Consider the following 18439-nt stretch of genomic DNA (forward strand, 5'->3'; position numbering starts at 1 on the left):
CCGCGCCGAGCGCCGCCAGCGCGGGCTGGGCGAGCCGCACCGCATGCCGCTGCTCGACGACCCGGCCGCACGCAAGGCCAACTTCTGGAAGCTGTTCGGCTTCGACGCCGACCTGGTCGACTTCGAGACCACGGTCTCGACCAGCGCCGACCAGGAAGCGATTGCACCCGGCACGCTCGTGCGCAGCTGGGAAGAGGGCGGCCGCCGCTACTTCCACTACCGGATGGACGGGCCGATCCTGCCTTTCTTCGTCTACCAGTCGGGCCGCTGGAACGTGAAACGCGCCGACTGGCACGGGGTGCCGATCAGCGTCCGTTACGATGCCAGGCACCCGTACAACGTTGACAGCATGGTAAAGGGCACCCGGCGCGCGCTCGACTATTACAGCGCCAGCTTCGGCCCGTACCCGCACAAGGACGTGCGCATCACCGAGTTCCCGCTCTACCAGCAGTATGCGCGCAGCTTCCCCGGCGTGATCCCGTTCTCGGAGTCGCTCGGCTTCATCAACGACCTGCGCGATCCCGATGGCGTCGACCACGTCTTCTACGTGACGGCGCACGAAGTGGCGCACCAGTGGTGGGGCGACCAGGTCATCGCCGCCAACGCCCAGGGCAGCATGATGGTGACGGAATCGGTGGCCGAGTATGCGGCGCTGATGGCGCTCGAGAAGGAGTTCGGGGCCGCGAAGACCCGCCGCATCCTGCGTTTCGACCTCGACCAATACCTGGCGGGACGCGGCAAGGAACTGGTGGTCGAGCAGCCGCTCGTCAAGGTGGAGAGCCAGCTGTACATCGGCTACCGCAAGGGCAGCATGGTGTTCTACCGCCTGCGCGAGGAAATCGGCGAGGCAGCCCTGAACCGCGCGCTGAAGAATTTCGTGAGCGCGCACCGCTACCAGACCGCTTCCTACGTCACCAGCCGCGACCTGCTGGCCGCAATCCGCGCCGAGACCCCGGCGGATAAGCAGGACCTGCTGACCGACCTGTTCGAACGCATCGTCGTCTACGACAACCGCGTGAAGGCGGCGGCCGCGGTGCAGCGCCCGGACGGGCAGTGGGACGTGACGATGCAGCTGCAGCTGGCCAAGCTGGAGGCGGACGGCAAGGGCAAGGAAAGCCTGCGCACCTACGACGAGCCGGTGGAAATCGCCGTGTTCGCCGGTGACCGTGAGCTGATGCGCGGGAAGCGCATGATGCCCAGCGGTGACTCGAGCGTGACCGTCACGGTCAGGGAGAAGCCGTCGGAGGTGGGTGTCGATCCCTACAACATCCTGATCGACCCGGTGCCAGGCGATAACCGCAAGGCGGTGAGCCTGAACTGAGACAGGCCGTATCGACAAGGCGGATGGTGCCGATGGCACGATCCGCCGGCATCACAATCCGTTGAGCTGCCTGAACTGCGCCGCACGCCGCCGCGACATCGGCACCTTCAAGTCGTCCTTCAGCGTCAGCACCATGCTCCCCGCTGCTGATGGCGCGATGCCGACGACGAAATCCAGGTTCACGATCTGGCGCCGGCTGACCCTGAGGAAGCGCTCCGGATCGAGCTTCGCTTCCAGCTGGTTCAGGGAGCGCAGCAGCAGCGGACGGTTGCGGTCGAAGTAGACCCGCGTGTAGTTGCCCTCCGATTCGAACAGCACGATCTGCTCCAGCGCCACGAACCAGCAGCGCTCCCCATCCTTGATGAACACCTTGCCGTCCGGCGCCTGGCGCTCGTTCTTCTGCGCGTCCGGTGCCCTCGAAGCCTTGTTCACGGCATGCGCCAGGCGCGCGGGCTCGATGGGTTTCAACAGGTAGTCGAGCGCGCTGACGTCGAAGGCACGCAAGGCGTACTGGTCGAAGGCGGTGGTGAAGATGACCGGCGGCGGATCGTCGAGGGAAGCGAGCAGGTCGAAGCCGCTCCCGCCCGGCATCTGCACGTCAAGGAAGACCAGGTCCGGCCGCAGTTCCTCGATGGCGCCGCGGCCATCGACCGCGTTCGCCGCTTCGCCCACCACCTGCAGGGCAGGGTGGACGGCAAGCAGCCGGCGCAGTTCGAGGCGTGCCAGGCGCTCGTCGTCGATGATCAGGACATTCATGTGCTCTCCAGTGGCAGGACCACGTGCGCGATGACCCAGCCATCGCGTTCGGCCAGGGTGCAGCCGGCGCGGGGGCCAAACAGCAGGGACAGCCGCCTGGCGGTATTGGCCAGTCCCAGGCGGGTGGAGTCGCTGGCCTGCGCGAGACGCCCCTCGTTGGCCACGGTCAGCTCGACCCCATCGTCCTTGCGGTGCGCCCCGATACGTAGTTCGCAAGGGCCGATGCTGGGCTCGACCCCATGCTTGACCGCGTTCTCGACCAGGGTTTGCAGCGCCATCGGCGGAATCGCGACGGCCTCCAGGCCCGGCTCGATGTCCATCGTGATGCGCAGGCGTTCGTCGAAGCGGTGCTTTTCCATGCCGAGGTAGGCCTCGACGGCCGCCAGTTCGTCCGCGAGCGGCACGGTGGCCGTCTGCCCGGCACGCAGGCTGTGGCGCATCATGCCGCCCAGCTGGCCGACCGCGCGCGCGGCGAGCTCTGGGTCGTGGAAGATCAGCGCGCGGATGCTGTTCAAGCTATTGAAGAAGAAGTGGGGATTGACCTGGGCCTGCAGGGCGCGCAGTTCGGCGTCCTTGACGCTGACCTCGAGCTGCAGCTTTTCCAGCTCGAAGCGCAGCGCGCGCCGCCGCGCCAGCATCGTCGAATAGCAGAGCGTCCAGACCGCGAACAGCGCGTACCACAGCAGGCAGAGTAAAAACAGCAGGCTTGGCGCCTCCGGATCGGCGAGCAAAGCCCCATGCCGGAACACCAGGTCGGACAGCGCCAGCACGCCGGTCTGCACCACGCTCAGGACCAGCAGGCCGCTGAGGATACCCTTGAGCGGTGGCGGGCCGTGGCGGTCGATCCAGCCGCGCCGGCGCAGGAACAGGCGCCAGCAGTGCGATACCAGCAGGCCGCTGACGATGCACATGAGCTTGGCGAGGACGAAGCGCAGGGCGGCCTCGCCGAAGTTGTTCAGGGTGGACAGGATGGCCACCAGGGCAAGGCCGCCCCAACCACTGAGTTGGAAAAGCCAGTAGTCGCGCGAGGAAGAGGTACTCAGCTCGGCGCCGCGGAAAGGGATGGTGCTCGGGCTATCCATGCATAAACGAGAACGTGTTCATTTATTCATGGTACTGCATTTGTTGCCGACAGAACAAAAATCGCGGGGCGGTGACGCTCCAAGCGCCCAATAAAAAACGGCGGCCCCTTGCGGAGTCGCCGTTCGGCGTTTGCCCAACGCCCGGTAAAAGCCTGATGCTTACACGTAGGCGGCCAGCGCGCCTTTCATTTTCTTCAGCGCCGCCGATTCGATCTGGCGGATGCGCTCGGCCGACACGCCGAATTCCTCGGCCAGCGTGTGCAGCGTGGCGCCTGAGCCGTCGTCGTTCGCCAGCCAGCGCGCTTCGACGATGCGGCGCGAACGCGGGTCGAGCTTGCCCAAGGCCGTTTCCAGGCCTTCGGACTGCAGGCGCGTGACCTGCTCGGCTTCCAGCACCCGGGTCGGTTCCTGCTGGTCCGACGACAGGTAGGCGATCGGCGAAAACTTGTCGTCTTCGTCGTCGGTCGGCGCTTCCAGCGCGATGTCGCGGCCCGACAGGCGGGTTTCCATCTCGATCACTTCTTCGCGCTTGACGTCGAGGAGCTTGGCGAGATCGTCCACCTGCGTCGGGGTCATCGCATCCAGGCCCACCTTGTTGCTGCGCAGGTTGAAGAACAGCTTGCGCTGGGCCTTGGTCGTGGCGACCTTCACAAGGCGCCAGTTCTTGAGGATGTACTCGTGCATCTCGGCCTTGATCCAGTGCATCGCGTACGATACCAGGCGCACGCCCTGGTTCGGGTCGAAACGCTTCACGGCCTTCATCAGGCCGATATTGCCTTCCTGGATCAGGTCGGCATGCGGCAGGCCGTAACCGAGGTAGCCACGCGCGATCGACACCACCAGGCGCAGGTGCGAGAGCACCAGTTTTTGCGCGGCATCAAGGTCGTTCGCTTCCCGCAGACGCTTCGCCAGCGAAACTTCTTCCTCATGGGACAGCATTGGCAGGCGGTTCACCGCGGAAATATACGCGTCGATGTTACCGAGATTGCCAGTGAAACCGAGTCCCAGAGCACGGCTGCCGGTTGGAACCAATGCGGATTGTGCGGACATGTTGTTTTCCTCGTAGAGTAATCTGTGCTGCGCCGGCACCCCGGCCGGGACAATCCCGACGGTGACCGCCCCATCTCGAAGCGGGCGCTCGCGATACCGTTTACATTCACTTGAACCATATATTAGCACTCTCACAGGGTGAGTGCTAGCGAGCCCCTGGCGACGGGCGGCTGTTTAAGTCTGGCTAAAGTATTGCGCTGAATCAGCTTTGTTCAGTCGCTATTGGATTCTCACTGTAGAGCGGAACAATGCGCGACTATTGATCTAAATCAAGCGTCTAGGGCGATAAATCACCTTAGGTCACAGCCTAAGTGGTCGCGACAGGCGCATTCTGTTAAATGCCGCACAGAGAGCAAAGTTCCGAATCGAGCGAGGCATCGTCCTACTTGTGCATTGCACGTTGACGCACAAAGCAGGACGGTTCAGGGAAATACTGGGAGGAAGGCAGCCAGTACTGCCTTTTGCACTTAATTCAAGCGCGCAAGATGGCGTTGCACAGACAGCAAGGCGCCGATCAGGCCGAGGCCGGCGCTGATGGCAAGCAAACCGGCGATTTCCAGGCCTCCCAGTGGTGCCAACTGGAATTCCGAGGCATACAGGCGTGCGAATTCGGCAATGGCCGCGTTCAACGGACGCAGGGCCAGCAGCACCGCGCCCAGCGCCACCGCGCCGGCGCAGATGCCGAGCAGGGCGCCCGTATAGTAGAACGGGCGGTGGATGAAGTTGTCGGTTGCGCCCAGCAGTTTCGACACGGCGATTTCCTCGCGCTGGGTCAGCACCTGCAGGCGGATCGTGTTGAACACGACGGCAATCACCACCACGCCCAGCGTGATCGCCAGCAGCAGCAGGGCCAGGCGCAGGATGCCCAGCAAGGCGGCCAGGCGTTTCACCCATGCGGAGTCGACTTGTACCGTATCGACACTGGGCAGGGCGCCCATCTGCTCGACGATGCTGTCGATGCGCGCCGCGTCCGCCGTACTGGAAAAGCCCTCGAGCTTCATTACATAGCTGTCCGGAAGCGGGTTGTCGCCCAAGGTGTCGAGCGCCGCCGACAGGCCGCTGCGTTCCTTCAGGTCTTCGAGCGCGCGCTCGCGCGGCACGAAGGCGATGCGGGCGTGGCTGCCCTGCAGGATCTGGCGCAGCTGGGGCTCGATTGCCTGCGCGTCCTCGCGCGAAGCGCCCGGCTTGACGAACAGGCTGATCTCGGGGTCCACCGACAGCTGCTCGGACATCGGCCGCACGTTGTCGAGCAGGGTGATGCCGGCGAAGGGCAGGGCCAGGGCCACCGCCACCACCAGCACGTTGAACAGGAAACTGCCCGGCGCCTTGCGCACATGGGCCAGGGGCCGCGCCGAGGGCGAAGCGGTGTTGGCGGATCCAGGGGCTCATGCCGCACCTCCCTCGGAGGCGGGCGCATGGCCGGCATCGGCTCGGGCGTCGACGCGGCCGGCATCGACGAGTTGCCCATGTTCCAGCCGGATCACGCGTGCGGCGCCGTCGAGCACCTGCTCGTCGTGGGTCGAGATGACGCAGGTGACGCCGACGGCGTGGAAAGCGCGCAGGGCGTCGAGCACCTTGTCGGCGGCCACGCGGTCGAGATTCGCGGTCGGCTCGTCGGCCAGGATGATCTGCGGGCGGTTGACGATGGCGCGGGCGATCGCCACGCGCTGCTGTTCGCCGCCGGAGAGTTCCAGCGGGTGCGCGCGGGCGCGATCGAGCAGGCCCACCTTGTCGAGCGCGGCGCGGGCACGGCCCTCGGCCTGCGACCTCGGCGCGCCGGACACGAGCAGCGGCAGCATCGTATTGGCGAGGATGTCGCGGTCGTTCAGCAGGCGCTGGTGCTGGAAGATCAGGCCCAGCTTACGGCGCAGGAAAGGGATACCCGCTTTGCGCAGTTTGCCGATGTCCTGGCCGAACACCACCACACGGCCGCTGCTGGGGCGTTCGATGGCGGCCACCATTTTCATCAGCGTCGACTTGCCGGCGCCGGACGGGCCGGCCAGGTACACCAGCTCGCCCTTGTCGATGTTCAGGGTGACGTCGCGCAGGGCGGTGGCGTCGAGGGAATATTTCTTGGAAACGGAATGGAACTCGATCATCGGTTCAGTGGACCTTACTGTTATCCCAGCAGCGCTTCAACGAACTCGTCTGCACTGAAAGGCTGCAGGTCGTCCAGCTTTTCGCCCACGCCGATGAAGTACACCGGTACCGGACGGGTGCGGGCGATTGCGGCGATGACGCCGCCCTTGGCAGTACCGTCGAGCTTGGTGATGACCAGGCCGGTCAATTGCAGCGCATCGTCGAAGGCTTTCACTTGCGCCAGCGCGTTCTGGCCGGTATTGCCGTCGATGACGAGCAGGGTTTCGTGCGGGGCGCCATCCATGCCCTTGCCGATCACGCGCTTGATCTTCTTCAGCTCTTCCATCAGGTGCAGCTGGGTCGGCAGCCGGCCGGCGGTATCGACCATGACGACGTCGACGCCGCGCGCTTTGCCCGACTGCACGGCATCGAAGGCGACGGCAGCCGGGTCGCCCGATGCCTGGGAAATCACGGTGACGTTGTTGCGCTGGCCCCAGACCATCAGCTGCTCGCGCGCAGCGGCGCGGAAAGTGTCGCCGGCGGCCAGCAGCACCGATTGGCTGGAGCGCTGCATGTGCTTGGCGAGCTTGCCGATGGTGGTGGTCTTGCCGGCGCCGTTGACGCCCGCGATCATCATCACCAGCGGCTCGTGGCGGCCCAGCTCCAGCGGTTTTTCCAGCGGGCGCAGCATGTCGACCATGAGCTGCTTCAGTGCGGCCTTGACGGCAGCGGCGTCGAGCAGCTTGTCTTCCTTGACCTTGCGGCGCAGGTTATCGAGCAGGAACTGGGTGGCGTCCATGCCTGCGTCCGACATCAGGAGCGCGGACTCGAGTTCCTCGTACAGGTCTTCGTCGATGCGCGCACCGACGAACAGCAGCGACAGGTTGCTCGAGGTCTTGGACAGGCCGGCCTTCAGGCGCGCCATCCAGGATTTTTTCTTCTCCGCCTCGGTGGTCGGGCGCTCGGCCGTTTCCTCGATGAAAAGGGCCGCTTCGGAGATCGGGGCCAGGGCGCGGGTGAAGCCAGGCGCCGGCGTTTCCGCCACAGGCGCGGCGGCGATATCCTCGGCAGGCGAGTCCACTACAGGCCGATCCGGGACGGGCAGGTCCTGCGCCGGTGCCGGCGTTTCGGGGGCAGCTTTTTTTCTCTTGAAGAAACTAAACATGAATTGATTGGTGGAGGTAATGCATGCACATGCCGGACCTGGGGCCGGCACGATGAAATGGGGTCGCGCGTATTCTACCAGAGGGCAAACCTTCCGAATCGTCAAGTCCGGAGGCGCGAGCTGTGCACAAACGCGACAGTTGCGCGTGCCCGGTAGCCGGCCATGCGCTGCCGCTGCAGGCCGGACCGGGCCTGGAGCCGGCCCCGCAAGATCGTGACAGGGAGGGCGCTCAGTGCACCAGCCGGCCCCACCAGTTGCCCTTTTTCTCGGGCGCGACCGCTTCCAGCCGCCAGCTGCCATAAGGGTTGTTGAAGAGCGAGTCCGGACCGTAGTCGACCGGCGTCGCGGCGACGATGCGGTAGACCGGCGCCCCTTCGCTGACCGAGAAGGTATGCCCGACCTCGATGTCGTGGGCCTCGAGCAGGTAGCGCGTGAAGGTGCGCAGCAGGTCGGCGGCAGCGGTACGGTCGATCGATCCCTTGCCGATGGCCATGACGGCTTCCGGCAGGCCGAAGTTGTGCATGCCGCAGGAATACACCTCGTGGCCGGACACGACGAACACGACCAGGGCGCGGTGCGCGGTCAGCAGGGGCAGCTGCTCGCACATCTCGGTCCAGTAAGCGGGGCCATGGGCAATGCCGGTGCTTTCCACTTTCACGCCCAGCCCGCCGGCGTCGACCAGGGCCGCGCCTGCACGCATCATCGCCTCGGCCGCCTCGCGCGAGCCGCCCTTGCCGATCAGGTACACCACGCAGCGGTGTTCGCCCACGTCGTCCATTGCCCCTGAGGCGGCCCAATGCGGACCGGCCACGCGGAAGGCGGCGCTCACCTCGGGATCGGCGGCGCCGTACACGAGTTCGCAGGTAAAGCCTGTTTCGGCGTCGCGCAGCAGGTTTTCAATCAGCAGGTGGCCGCTGTCGCCGTCGGCGATGTCGTCGGCCAGCGCCTGCTGGCTGTCCCATGGTCCCGGTATGCACAGGATTAGTTCTGGTGTGTCGTTCATGTCGGTGGGTCTCCTCATGGCGCAGCCGGCCCATGGATATGGGCGGGATACGCAATCCAGTACAGGAAGAGTGTTGCACGAAAGGCAGATCGGGTGTCGCCCTGTATTGCCGAGCGGATTGATCAGCAGCGTGCGGGCAAAGACCCACGGGGCGAAGGCGTCCGAGCGGAACGCGCCGCGCTCATCCTTCGCACCCATGGGCCTGCGCCGCATCGCCGTTCACCGGGATGCGGCGCAGGCAGCGCCTCCGAGAGGCTGGAGGGCTCAGCCGGCCTTGGCGGCCTCGGCCGCCTGACGCATCGCGTCGAGCGTCATGTTCGGCGTAATCAGGTTGCCGTCGTAACGCAGTTCGATCAGCGCCGGCATTCCCTTGCCGTTGGCATGTTCGAGGGCCCGCGCCAGCGCAGGGGCGAAGTCGGCGGTGCGTTCGACGATTTCGCCATGGCCGCCATAGGCGCGTGCCAGGGCCGCGAAGTCCGGGTTATGCAGGGTCGTGCCCGACACGCGGCCCGGATAGGTCTTTTCCTGGTGCATGCGGATGGTGCCGAACATGCTGTTGTTGAAGACCAGGATGATGACGCCGGCGCCGTACTGCACGGCAGTCGCCAGTTCCTGGCCGGTCATCATGAATTCGCCGTCGCCGGCGAAGGTCAGCACCGTGCGCTCTGGATCGACGATCTTCGCCGCCACGCCGGACGGCACGGCATAGCCCATCGCGCCATTGGTCGGCGCCAGCTGGGTGCGCATGCCGCCGTAGCGCCAGAAACGGTGTGCCCACGAGGCGTAGTTGCCTGCGCCATTCGTGACGATGGTGTCGCGCGGCAGGGCGCTTTGCAGGTCTTGCACCACCTGCCACAGGTCGAGCGGGGCATCAAGCGGGCTCGCATCGCGGAAGATCGGCGGCTGCGCCTGCCAGGCGGCCAGTTCCGCGCGCGCTTCCTCGACCGTGTGGCGCCAGGCGCTGCTATCGACCGGTGCCATCGCCGCCAGCATCGCGCAGGCTTGCGGCGCGCCGCTGGCGATCATCAGGTCGGCCTGGTAGACGCTGCCCAGTTCCTCGGGGTCGGCGTGGATGTGCACCAGGCGCTGCTGCGGGACGGGCGAGGCCAGCAGGGTATAGCCGCCGGTTGTCATTTCGCCCAGGCGCGGGCCGATGGCAATGACCAGGTCGGCATTTTTCACGCGCGCGGCCAGCTTCGGATTGATGCCGATGCCGACGTCGCCGATATAGTGGGGGTGTTCGTTGTCGAGCAGGTCCTGGAAGCGGAAGGTGCAGGCCACTGGCAGCGCGTTCGCCTCGGCGAAGCGTTGCAGGTCGGCGCAGGCTTGCGCATTCCAGGTACCGCCGCCCAGCAGCACGACCGGGCGCTGCGCTTCGGCCAGCAGGCCGCGCAGGGTGTCGATCTGCTGCGCGGACGGCGCGCCCTGCACCGGCTGGTAGCTGCGCGTGTTGGCCACTTCAGCCGTGTCGATCAGCATGTCTTCCGGCAGGGCCAGCACGACCGGGCCGGGGCGCCCGCTGGTGGCCACCTGGAAGGCGCGTGCGATGTACTCGGGAATGCGGTCGGCGCGGTCGATCTGCGCCACCCATTTTGCCATCTCGCCGTACATGCGGCGGTAGTCGATTTCCTGGAAGGCTTCGCGGTCGACGAAGTCGTTGCCGACCTGGCCGATGAACAGGATCATCGGTGTCGAATCCTGGTAAGCCGTGTGCACGCCGATCGAGGCGTTGGTCGCGCCCGGACCGCGGGTGACGAAGCAGATGCCGGGCTTGCCGGTCAGCTTGCCGTAGGCCTCGGCCATGAACGCGGCGCCCCCTTCCTGGCGGTTGATGACGAAGCGGATATCCGAATCGTGCAGCGCGTCGAGCACGTCGAGGTAGCTTTCGCCAGGCACGCCGAAGGCGGTATCGACACCGTGGACGTGGAGCGCGTCGACCAGGATCTGGCCGCCGCTGCGGGAAGGGTGCGTCATGTCTCTGTCATCCTTGTGGATTAATAGTCAGGGCATTCTATGCGAGTGCCCCAGCTCAGGCTTTTGAAATGGCGACACGAAATTTCAGAAACGACAAGGGCCGGCGGTGCAGCCAATCGCGCCGAAAATAATTGTCGACCTGCAATGGTTCCCGCGCTAGACTTGTCAAATTAATCATTCGAGGGAGCGCGCGATGCCGATTTCACGACGCCAGCTGGTGCTGGGAGCATTGGCCGCGGGCACCGTCCTGCCCACCATCGGACATGCGGCCGGCGAGCATCCGCTCGACAAGGTGGCGGTCTGGCTGGTGCCGCTGGACGACTTCCCTGAAGAAATGGCTGCGACGCTGGCAAGAATCCTGCAGGCCGACCTGAAGATCAAGCTCAGGGCCAGCGGGCGCCTGCCGCCGCTGGATATCCCGACCCTGCCCGGGACCGACCAGGCCATCAGCGAAGAGTTGCTGCGCCTGGCCCTGCCGGCGTCAAAAATGGCGACCGGATCGGACAGCTATCGCGTCTTCCTCACCATGCGCGACATCAACGCACGCTCGGGCAACTTCCGCTTCCAGTTCGCCACCCACGCGCCCCGCCAGGCCTGCTCGGTGGTGTCGCTCGCGCGGCTGCTGGAGTACAAGGACGGCGAACCCCGCATGAGCGAACGCAGCGCGCTGCGCCTGCACAAGATGGTCAAGCGCGCGATCGCCGAACTGCACCGGGCTGGCGCCGCTCGCCCGATCCGACGGACCTGATGTACGCGCCGCTGGTGAACCTGGCCGATATCGACCGCATCGACCTCCGGGCACCGCGAGCGCGCTCCGGCTGGCGCGGCGCCGGCGCAAACGCCACGCACGACGACGATTTAAGTACTCAACCAAAAATAAATGTGTTTTTGGCTTCCAGAACCGGCGCGTTGCTGCGTCGGCTCGCGTCCGCTTGCGGGGCAGTGCTCGCACTGCGGCGCTCTCGCCGTCTTGCACCGCATCCGAACCGGCACGTCCGGTTCTGTTTGCCAAAATTCCCATTTATTTTCGGTCGAGTACTTAGCTGCAGGTTTCAGGCGCCTGGCGACACATCGGTTTGTTTTGGCAGCGACAATACCGTTTGGTGATCCATTCGAAGGTTTTTAATTGGCAGAAGTAGACGGTAGAAAACTCAACCAGACTCATACACCATGCCACTCGAAACAACCCTCATCTATAGCGAGTCGCTGATTCGGCAAGCGACGTTTGCCTACTGGCGTCGAACAGTCGGCGTATTTTTTGTGCCGGTGCTGCTGGCGCTGACAGCGTGCTTCCTTGTACTCCTCATGCAGCGCGATCTCTCGTGGATAACGGGGATGATCGGAACGGTCATTGGTTTCGGTTATCTCATCTCGGCCAGTCTGTATGTTGTTCACTACAGGAACTCGCTTGCAAAATTTCGTCGTTTCAAAGATGCGATGGTTACATTTCACGCGGACAATAACTCGTTCACGATGAAGTCCAGTGCTGGAACATCCACTCTTCACTGGGCTGCCGTGAAAGAGGTCTGGAAATTCGAAGACGTGTGGCTTCTGCTATTTTCGAAAGCCCAGTTCAGCACGCTGCCTGTCGCAAATCTTTCGCCGGAACTACGACAACTCATTGTCGGCAGTGTCGAATCAGCCGGCGGCAAGGTTCTCTGAACCGCGGTCAGGCCAGCTGGGGTCAGTCTAGCTGGGGTCACAGGCTAGCTGGGGTCAGGTCTGACATTTGGACACGATCTCAGCCATACATCTTGATGAAGTTTCCAAAAGTAGAGCTCGTGTCTATTTGTCAGACCTGACCCCGGCGTTTTGAGCCGTCGTTATTGCTGTCGTTATTGTGACTTCGTCGTTATCGCCGGCTGTTCAGGACTTGCGTGCACATGCAATCCAATGCGCCTTTGTTTGTCGACGACATTGACAGCTTGGACGGCTTCATAAAACCAGGTTCTATTAAGTACTTGTTATTTAAGCATCTTTGTGCTTGGCATGTAAATTGCTTGTTAGAAATTTTCTGTGCAACATCAATTTATCTCGGAAGACAAGATGAAAATTCTGAAGAAACTGGTTTACGCTGCGGCCGTTGCGATGTCGATGTGTACTGCCCACGCTGCTCCTATCGTCAATGAATGGGTATTCAACCCGAATGGCGGCGGCTTCGACAACGGTCAGCAGGTTTTTGAATACCTGGACGTGAACGGAAACAGCTTTTTTGCCCTGACGCGAACGGACGGGAATAGCTACACGTTCAGCCAGCATGCCGTCTCAACATCGTGCAAGCCGACTCGAACGGGAGGCTGTTCCCCATTAGCTACCCAGGCGGCAACATCACTGCGATGTTTGAAGCGGACGGCACAGGACGCTTTGGAGATGCGCTCAGTTTCAGCCGCGGGACGATCAGGATGTATCAGAACCCGACGAATTTGGAGTACGGCGGCACCAAAGGCATTTACGGCGCCAACCTTGGAAATCTCATCGCGAGCTTCGATGTGCTCGGCGGTGGAGGCGATGTTGACGCGAGCGGCAGCCCGACCGCGAGCGGTCAGGTCAATGTGCTGGCACGCGTGAACATGGACTCGCTCATGCCAGGTTATTTCTTCCGTGGCGACGGCAGCGACCTGTGGGATAAGACAGTCGTGCAATTCCGTTTCGCGAACGCAAATGTCATCGGCCTTCCCAATGCATTCCTGGTCGATGAAGTTGCATGCCAATACGCCGGCTTTACGGGCCCAGGGTGCAATGGTACGGAGTTCGCCAATGCGCCAGGCGAATACTTCTTCGTTGGAAATAACGGTCAATTTATCGTATCCGAAGTGCCAGAGCCGGGTTCCCTGGCCCTGTTCGGTATTGCCATGCTCGGCGCCGGTATCGTCGGCCGCAAGCGCGCTGCCCAATCCTGATCGATTGGCATCGATAATCAGGAAAAAGACGGCGCTTCCGAGGTGCCGTTCCAGCCAGGACAACTGGGGGAACACTGAGCATCTCCTGATGCTCAGGCGTCCGACCCCTGGGGCCCGGTAGCACGGTATGGGCGAGACGCGTGGCGAACCGGGGTCAGGTCTGACATTTGGACACGATCTCAGCCATACATCTTGATGAAGTTTTTAAACGTAGAGCTCGTGTCTATTTGTCAGACCTGACCCCGGCGTTATTTTTCAGACCTGACCCCGTGGCGAACTGGGGTCAGGTCTGACATTTGGACACGATCTCAGCCATACATCTTGATGAAGTTTTCAACCGTAGAGCTCGTGTCTATTTGTCAGACCTGACCCCGGCGTTATGAGCCCGCCGGTAGGAATGACCCCGCCGTTTAGGAACAGGCGAGGAGCAGGCCCTTGCACGGTGTCGAGGTCAATGCCTCAGCCAGGCTGCGGCACCGTGCGTACCGTTGCGCTCAGAGAAACCAGACCGGCGCGGCGGCTATTTCTCCACCGACAAAGCCGGTCATTTCGGTTTGGCCGGACTCAACTGCGCAAACAAACTCCCGGCCAAGCCCATCAACACCTGGTCGGCGCCCATGTCCGGCCCTGCATTGGCCACCATCAGTGCCCCGGTCCCTTGCTCGGGAAACAGCACTGCAATGGCCAGCCAGTTGCCGTCCGAGCCCTGATGCACCAGGACGGGACCCTGGCGGCCCGCGATCGATTGCTGCACCCCCCAGTCGAGGCCGGCTGGACTGCCCGGCTGCGCCGTCTGCATCAGCCGGTAGGACGCAGGCGAGAGCAGCTTGCCCTTGCCTGCCGCCCCGGCCAGCTGGTCCAGATTGAACTTCGCCCAGTCCTCCAGGCTCATGTGCAGGAAGCCCGCGGGCGCGTACATGCGGGGCGCGCCGTCGTTGAGTCGCGCCATGTGGCGCATCGGCTTACCGTGCTGGTGGCCACGATTCTGACCCTCACCGGTGTTGCCGAAGCCGGCACGCGTCATGCCCAGCGGCTTGAATACCTCTGCGCCCATCAGCTCCTCGTAGCTTGCATGCGCAGCGCGCTCGGCGATGACGGTGGCGACAATGAAGCCGGCGTTGCTGTAGCTGAAGGTGCCTGCTTTCGCTTCAGGCTTGTCCTTGAGTGCGACGGCTACATAGCTCAAGCGCTGCTCCGCGCTCGGGCGGCCGTCGCGGAAAAATTTCACCATCGTCTTATCGTTGCGCAGGTCGCGCGGAAAGCCCGCGCGGTGCGAGAGCAGTTCGACCAGGGTCACCTTGCGGTATTCCGGCCGCATGCTTCCCGCCATGTCGGGGAGCATGGCGTCGAGCGGAGTGTCCCATGCAAGCACGCCGCGTTCGACCAGGCGGGCAATCATGGCTACTGTCATGACCTTGCCCGTCGAACCGATCAGCCACACATCGTCGAGCGTCACCGCGGCCTTGCTTCCCGCCTCGCGCACGCCCAGCACGGTCTGCGCCGAGACGGCACCGTCGCGCAGGATGACGGCGCCGACAGCAGGCACTTTCGATCCGGACTTTGCCGATGCGATGGCGGCCGACAGCTCCTCCGATGGGGTCGCGGCAGCTACTGCAGCCAGGCTGAAGGCGGCAACGCCGAAGAGAAATCGTTTCAGCATACTGAATCCCTTTTTTTGATTTTGGTAGCCGAAGTGTAGCGGGCGCGATGGCAACCTGGTCTATATTGCGATGAGTGGAAGAATGCCGGCAATAGAATGCAGTAATTGCTGCCAAGCTCACTGGATACACGCAGTTTCTCCTCGGTCGTCCGGCCCTCAAGGAGTCAATAGCACCGGCATGGGGCCAGACGCGGCCTCTGAAGATCGTGTGGCAGGCTTACTCGCCTTGAAGCGCTGCGCCGTTTGTCGCCGACCAGTGCCGTTCAACCCATCGAGTCCACCGCTTGTCTCGGCAGGCTCGTGCTACGGTCACCGGCTGCATATGCTGTCGGCTCGATGAACTCACTCCAACCGGCATATGAAACTCGCTCTCACCGCGGCCTTGCTGGCCACGCTCGTCCATCCGCTCACCGCAGCCGCGCAAGTCACCAATGACAACTGGGAAACCACATTACGACAGTTTGACAGCGACTACTGGAAAGCCTTTAACAGTTGCGAAGTGCAGAAAATGACGATGATGAATGCCGAGGATCTGGAGTTCTATCATGACCTTGGTGGTCCGATGCGCGGCCGGCAGGCATTTGCGGATGCGACCAGCAGGAATATCTGCGGCAAGCCGGACTGGCGCCTGCGCAGGGGAGAAGTGCCCGGAACGGTCCAGTACTACCCGCTAAGGAACAATGGGACTGTATATGGTGCGGTCATCACCGGTGAGCATTACTTCTACCACCTGAACAAGGGCCAGCCCGAGCGGGTGGAGGGAAGGGCGCGTTTTACGCATACCTTGCTGCTCAAGGATGGGCAGTGGCAGGTTGGGCGGATGCTCAGTTTTGATCACGGGCCGGCAAAACAAGCAGAGTAATGACACCGTCACTATCCCGCCAGGCTGAACGCTCACCTGTAGCAGGCGTGTCAAGGTGTCGCCAGGCCATCTCCGATCGCCTGGAAGATCGCGCATCGGTTACAATGCTGACCGTGAAGCAGGCCAGACAGCCGCTGGCTGGCACCTGCAAGGGTGCCGGCGGGAGGAAGGTCCGGACTCCACAGAGCGGGGTGACGGTTAACGGCCGTCCGCTGAAAGCCAGGCGCAAGCCGGGTATAAGGCGAGGAACAGGGCCACAGAGACGAGCGTATTCAGTTACGGTGAAACGCGGTAACCTCCACTCGGAGCAATTCCAAATAGGCACGCGTTGATGTTGCTCGCGGAGCGTGCGGGTAGGAAGCTTGAGCGCCGGAGTAATTCGGCGCCTAGAGGAATGGCTGTCATAGGGGCGTCCCGCAAGGGAGACCACTACACAGAATCCGGCCTATCGGCCTGCTTTACACTAATTCTTGTGCCCGGTCTCACGCCGGGTGCCATCTCGTCAGCGGCGGAGTGGTCATGCCTCAACATGTACCTCAATACATCCTTGCCCTCGACCAGGGAACGACCAGCTCCCGTGCCATCCTGTTCGACCGCGAAGGCCAGGTCGTCGTCTGCGCCCAGCAGGAATATCCCCAGCACTTTCCCCAGCCCGGCTGGGTCGAGCACGATGCCCTCGACATCTGGAACAGCCAGCTTGCCTGCGCGCGCCAGGTGCTGCGCGACTCCGGCATCGCCGCCAGTCAGATTGCCGCCATCGGCATCGCCAACCAGCGCGAGACCACCGTTGTCTGGGACCGGGCCACGGGCGAACCGATCGCGCGCGCCATCGTCTGGCAAGACCGGCGCACGGCCGGCGCCTGCGACCGCCTGCGTGAAGCAGGCCATGCACGACTGATCAACCGCAGCACCGGCCTGGAGCTGGACGCTTATTTTTCCGCCACCAAGCTGCAGTGGCTGCTGGAGAACGTGCCGGGCGCGCGGGACCGCGCCGAGCGCGGCGAGCTCTGCTTCGGCACGGTCGACAGCTGGCTTGCCTTTCAATTGTGCGGGCGCCACGTCACCGACGTCAGCAACGCTTCGCGCACGATGCTCTACAACATCCACACGATGCGCTGGGAGCCGGCCTTGCTCGACCTGTTCGGCATTCCGGCAGCGATGCTGCCGGAAGTCGTGCGCAGTGCCGACCGCATCGGCACCGTGCGCGAGGAGTGGCTGGGCGCGGCCATCCCGCTGATGGGTATTGCCGGCGACCAGCAGGCCGCCACCTTCGGCCAGGCCTGCTACGCCAAGGGCATGGTCAAAAATACCTATGGCACCGGCTGCTTCATGCTGATGCATGCCGGCTATGTGCCGCCGGTCTCGCGCAACCGTCTGCTGGCCACCATCGGCTGGAAGGTCGATGGCCGCGTCGACTACCTGCTCGAAGGCAGCGTCTTCATGGGCGGCGCCACGGTCCAGTGGCTGCGCGATGGCCTCGGCATCATCAAGCAATCGAACGAAGTCGAGGCGCTGTCCATGTCGGTGCCCGACAGCGGCGGCGTGATGCTGGTGCCGGCCTTTGTCGGCCTCGGTGCTCCGCACTGGGACCCGTATGCGCGCGGCACCATCGTCGGCATGACGCGCGGAACCACCGCCGCCCACATCGCCCGCGCCGCGGTGGAGGCGATCGCCTACCAGAGCGCGGAGCTGCTGGCGGCCATGCAGAAGGACGCGGCCTGCCCGGTAACGGAAGTGCGCGCCGACGGTGGCGCCGCCCGCAACGACTTATTAATGCAGTTCCAGGCCGACCTGCTCGGCGTGCCGGTGGTGCGCCCGGCGGTTACCGAGACGACGGCGCTGGGCGCGGCCTACCTGGCCGGGCTGGCGCAGGGCTTCTGGAGCTCGCGCGAGGAAATCGAAGCCTTGTGGCGCGCCCAGCGCCGCTTCGAGCCGGCGATGGCGGCCGAGCGCCGTGCCGAACTGCGCGCACGCTGGGCGCGGGCTGTCGAGCATGCCAAGGGATGGGTGGAGCATTGAGCGCGGGGCAGGGAGTCGCGTTCGCGATCGCGCCCGCGGGACCGGGCGCGTACTGGCTGCTCGCCGCGATCACGCTGCTGGCCTGCGCCGCGCCCCCGGTCGTGATCCGCCGCGATGGCCTGGGGCTCAGTTTGAAGAACATTGGCCTGGCCGCCATCCCCGGTGCTGCCGTTCACGGCTTCGCTGGCCTATGGGGTGCGTGACAACAGCTTGCGCGTGGAGGACGGCAGGATCCTGCTGCGCGCGGCGCGTTTCTATCAGCATGACCGGCCGCTCGCCGATTTCGACCTCGCGCGGGCGCGCGTCGGCGGCTATGACGAGATCATGGAAGCGCAGCTCGGCCTGCGCCGCAACGGCATCGGCTTGCCGGGCTACGCGGCGGGACGCTTCATGGGACCTGGCAAATCGACGATCTTTGCGCTGCTGACGGACCGCAGCAGCGTCGTGTTCCTGCCGGCGAAGAGCGGGCCGTCGCTGCTGATCAGCGTCGAACAGCCGCAAGCGTTTCTTGCGGCGCTACGCGGCACGCACCCGGCATCCGCAGCTGCCGTCCTGCACCCCTGAGCCG

Annotated in this window: 18 protein-coding genes, 1 other RNA gene and 1 pseudogene; 10 read left to right on the forward strand and 10 right to left on the reverse strand. The window is 63.9% G+C overall.

The window, feature by feature from the left end; genetic code table 11:
* Window positions 1–349: 349 nt before the first annotated feature.
* Window positions 350–1321: a M1 family aminopeptidase gene (locus tag G4G31_RS25570; RefSeq protein ID WP_229425584.1), complete on the forward strand. Its 972-nt coding sequence runs from the start codon at window positions 350–352 to the stop codon at window positions 1319–1321.
* A gap of 51 nt (window positions 1322–1372) precedes the next feature.
* Here the strand turns inward: G4G31_RS25570 and G4G31_RS08835 are convergent, their stop codons facing one another.
* The 8 genes and pseudogenes from G4G31_RS08835 to G4G31_RS08870 form a co-directional block, all read right to left on the reverse strand.
* The gene (locus G4G31_RS08835) at window positions 1373–2077 is read right to left on the reverse strand and encodes a LytTR family DNA-binding domain-containing protein (protein WP_182991107.1); all 705 of its coding nucleotides are present in this window, start codon (window positions 2075–2077) and stop codon (window positions 1373–1375) included.
* Window positions 2074–3159, reverse strand: coding sequence for a sensor histidine kinase (locus G4G31_RS08840; RefSeq protein ID WP_182991108.1), 1086 nt, complete (start codon window positions 3157–3159; stop codon window positions 2074–2076). Before G4G31_RS08840 ends, G4G31_RS08835 begins: the two co-directional genes overlap by 4 nt.
* A gap of 159 nt (window positions 3160–3318) precedes the next feature.
* Window positions 3319–4209: an RNA polymerase sigma factor RpoH gene (rpoH, locus tag G4G31_RS08845; RefSeq protein WP_182991109.1), complete on the reverse strand. Its 891-nt coding sequence runs from the start codon at window positions 4207–4209 to the stop codon at window positions 3319–3321.
* 467 nt (window positions 4210–4676) lie between these two features.
* Window positions 4677–5598: pseudogene (ftsX, locus tag G4G31_RS08850) on the reverse strand (permease-like cell division protein FtsX).
* Complete coding sequence (locus G4G31_RS08855; protein ID WP_182991110.1) at window positions 5595–6308, reverse strand: cell division ATP-binding protein FtsE; 714 nt, start codon at window positions 6306–6308, stop codon at window positions 5595–5597. The pseudogene ftsX and the gene G4G31_RS08855 overlap by 4 nt, the downstream one beginning before the upstream one ends.
* Window positions 6309–6328: 20 nt before the next feature.
* The gene (gene ftsY / locus G4G31_RS08860) at window positions 6329–7453 is read right to left on the reverse strand and encodes a signal recognition particle-docking protein FtsY (protein ID WP_182991111.1); all 1125 of its coding nucleotides are present in this window, start codon (window positions 7451–7453) and stop codon (window positions 6329–6331) included.
* 229 nt (window positions 7454–7682) lie between these two features.
* Window positions 7683–8456 (reverse strand): DUF4261 domain-containing protein, encoded by a 774-nt coding sequence (locus G4G31_RS08865; protein WP_182991112.1) that lies wholly within the window; start codon window positions 8454–8456, stop codon window positions 7683–7685.
* A gap of 264 nt (window positions 8457–8720) precedes the next feature.
* Entirely contained in the window at window positions 8721–10430 is a 1710-nt protein-coding gene (locus G4G31_RS08870; protein ID WP_182991113.1) for a thiamine pyrophosphate-binding protein, read from the reverse strand.
* A gap of 193 nt (window positions 10431–10623) precedes the next feature.
* Between G4G31_RS08870 and G4G31_RS08875 the strand changes: the two genes are divergently transcribed.
* From G4G31_RS08875 to G4G31_RS08885, 3 genes are all read left to right on the forward strand, one after another.
* A complete protein-coding gene (locus G4G31_RS08875; protein WP_182991114.1) occupies window positions 10624–11178 on the forward strand; it encodes a hypothetical protein in 555 nt (184 codons plus the stop codon).
* Window positions 11178–11537, forward strand: coding sequence for a hypothetical protein (locus G4G31_RS08880; protein ID WP_182991115.1), 360 nt, complete (start codon window positions 11178–11180; stop codon window positions 11535–11537). Before G4G31_RS08875 ends, G4G31_RS08880 begins: the two co-directional genes overlap by 1 nt.
* A 63-nt stretch (window positions 11538–11600) precedes the next feature.
* Window positions 11601–12092: a YcxB family protein gene (locus G4G31_RS08885; protein ID WP_182991116.1), complete on the forward strand. Its 492-nt coding sequence runs from the start codon at window positions 11601–11603 to the stop codon at window positions 12090–12092.
* 306 nt (window positions 12093–12398) lie between these two features.
* Here the strand turns inward: G4G31_RS08885 and G4G31_RS08890 are convergent, their stop codons facing one another.
* Complete coding sequence (locus G4G31_RS08890; RefSeq protein WP_182991117.1) at window positions 12399–12689, reverse strand: hypothetical protein; 291 nt, start codon at window positions 12687–12689, stop codon at window positions 12399–12401.
* Window positions 12690–12703: 14 nt separating this feature from the next.
* Here G4G31_RS08890 and pepA point away from each other — a divergent pair, with 14 nt between their 5' ends.
* Window positions 12704–13330 (forward strand): flocculation-associated PEP-CTERM protein PepA, encoded by a 627-nt coding sequence (gene pepA / locus G4G31_RS08895; protein WP_182991118.1) that lies wholly within the window; start codon window positions 12704–12706, stop codon window positions 13328–13330.
* Between the two features lie 544 nt (window positions 13331–13874).
* Here pepA and G4G31_RS08900 read toward each other — a convergent pair.
* Window positions 13875–15044: a serine hydrolase gene (locus tag G4G31_RS08900; protein ID WP_182991119.1), complete on the reverse strand. Its 1170-nt coding sequence runs from the start codon at window positions 15042–15044 to the stop codon at window positions 13875–13877.
* 304 nt (window positions 15045–15348) lie between these two features.
* Between G4G31_RS08900 and G4G31_RS08905 the strand changes: the two genes are divergently transcribed.
* The 5 genes from G4G31_RS08905 to G4G31_RS08925 all read left to right on the forward strand — a co-directional run bounded on the left by G4G31_RS08905 (window position 15349) and on the right by G4G31_RS08925 (window position 18435).
* Complete coding sequence (locus G4G31_RS08905) at window positions 15349–15852, forward strand: nuclear transport factor 2 family protein (protein WP_182991120.1); 504 nt, start codon at window positions 15349–15351, stop codon at window positions 15850–15852.
* 115 nt (window positions 15853–15967) lie between these two features.
* Window positions 15968–16316: RNase P RNA component class A (gene rnpB / locus G4G31_RS08910), an RNA gene on the forward strand.
* A 55-nt stretch (window positions 16317–16371) separates the two neighbouring features.
* Entirely contained in the window at window positions 16372–17871 is a 1500-nt protein-coding gene (gene glpK / locus G4G31_RS08915) for a glycerol kinase GlpK (RefSeq protein ID WP_182991121.1), read from the forward strand.
* Window positions 17856–18074: a hypothetical protein gene (locus G4G31_RS08920; RefSeq protein ID WP_182991122.1), complete on the forward strand. Its 219-nt coding sequence runs from the start codon at window positions 17856–17858 to the stop codon at window positions 18072–18074. Before glpK ends, G4G31_RS08920 begins: the two co-directional genes overlap by 16 nt.
* Window positions 18034–18435 carry a PH domain-containing protein gene (locus tag G4G31_RS08925; protein WP_182991123.1) on the forward strand — a complete coding sequence of 134 codons (402 nt, stop codon included), beginning with the start codon at window positions 18034–18036 and terminating at the stop codon, window positions 18433–18435. Before G4G31_RS08920 ends, G4G31_RS08925 begins: the two co-directional genes overlap by 41 nt.
* The last annotated feature ends 4 nt before the right edge of the window (window positions 18436–18439 follow it).

The sequence above is a fragment of the Massilia sp. Se16.2.3 genome (assembly GCF_014171595.1).
Taxonomy (GTDB): domain Bacteria; phylum Pseudomonadota; class Gammaproteobacteria; order Burkholderiales; family Burkholderiaceae_D; genus Telluria.